The sequence below is a fragment of the Vibrio sp. 10N.222.48.A3 genome (genome assembly GCF_041475345.1).
Lineage (GTDB): Bacteria > Pseudomonadota > Gammaproteobacteria > Enterobacterales > Vibrionaceae > Vibrio > Vibrio tasmaniensis_A.
In genome coordinates this window covers 1-1,477 of record NZ_JBFRVX010000811.1, presented here as the reverse complement: position 1 = coordinate 1,477, position 1,477 = coordinate 1, and the positions used below count along the sequence as shown (strand labels likewise).

The 1,477-nt window shown below is 43.6% G+C and carries 1 protein-coding gene; it reads right to left on the bottom strand.

The window, feature by feature from the left end; translation table 11 throughout:
- Positions 1–637: 637 nt before the first annotated feature.
- Positions 638–1,477: PAS domain-containing protein (locus AB4653_RS20080; RefSeq protein WP_372105149.1), on the bottom strand; the 840-nt coding region annotated here is incomplete at its 5' end.

Below are 1,477 nucleotides of genomic sequence, written 5' to 3'. Positions count from 1 at the left end.
ACACACTCTAGTTAAAGGCCTACCTCTTCTTCGTTGCTCCAGATTCATCTTTGATTCTGAGAAGTGGTAAGAGTGGCCTGTAGGCCTTTGGCAGGAGTAAGAAAACACCTTATCGATGAATTAATCAAACTCGTTTCCCGTCAAAAACGTTAAAAACACACAGCACCACGTCATTAACGTCAAAATAGCTTGCTTTGGTGGTTTTTTGTGCGTAATTGTTAAGGTGATGTGACTCGCATTTGGTTTTGTGGTGGTAGCTTTTTGTAAGTGGTCACTAACCTTTTCGGCTTTTAATTATAGGGGTTTATCTTACGGTGATGTAATTGTAGATCTCGGTCACTTACCTGTTTTACGTTAAATTTTTCTAGAAAATTAAATCTGCCGTTCTGTTGTGACTCGCTTCTCAAACTGCAACAAAGAGCCGGAGGAATGTGAAATTCAGCCAAGAATAAGGCTCAAAATAGTAACTGAACTGGTGATTGTTTAAGATTGAGTAACGTGTCATTTTGCTTGTTTAATGCCGTAAAAGAAGTGTGTTTGAATCGACGTCATTGTCCTTTGGTCGCGTACGATATTCACAAAAAAGCCCACGCTAGGTGGGCTTCATTATTTACAGTAGCTTGAGCTTACTTCAGAGCTAACTGGTCAGTAGTTTTTGTAGCTTATCCCTTAGGGTCTCAATATGAGTTCTTTCAGGTGTCTGTTCTTTACAGTGCTCAAGTATAAACTCGATAGAGCTCAGTACCGTTCGCCAGCGAGGCGTTTTCGGTAGAGTTTCTACACGTAGATATTTGTCTAGCGTTCTAGTTTGCAGGGTACTGCGGTCTAGGTAGACGCGCCACAAGCCACTCTTCTCTGCGAAGGCAAACTTGGTTTCCCCTGTAACAGACTCCCAGTAGATGATGGCATTGGTCATGACATCGACCAGCACTTCACGCATCAGCTCTTGTTTGTTTTTACCTTCACCGGTTGCTTTATCTGCGAGGCGAGTAAATTCACCGCCAAGTTCTTTCAGTTGTTGAAGTTTATCTTTGTCACCCTCAAAGGCGTAGCTTGAAAGTGCCTCAACCGCCGTTTCAAGGTTATTGACTCGGTTTGAGTTAACCCCACCACCAACATTAAAGATATACATGGTGTCGAGCCCTGAGCCTTCAGGTAGCTTAAGGATATCACTTGGTATTCGCTGACGAGTGTCGTCTATATAGATGTCAATATCACCACAGTAGTGAGCTTGTTCCACCTTAAGGTATTTAGGCGCAATGATCTCATCGGCCATAGAGCGTTTAAGCTGCTCTTGCCCGCGCCTAAATAGTTTTGCTGCAGCTTCGTTGGCAAATCGAATTCGTTGGTCATCACGAATACAGATGATGGCCTCAGGGGCTGATTCTAGCTGCTCTAGCAAGCGCCCTTGAGTTTCTAGCAGGTTCGCTTCAACCATGGCTCTGTGTTTAAGCTCCAGTTGCAATTGATCATTCTC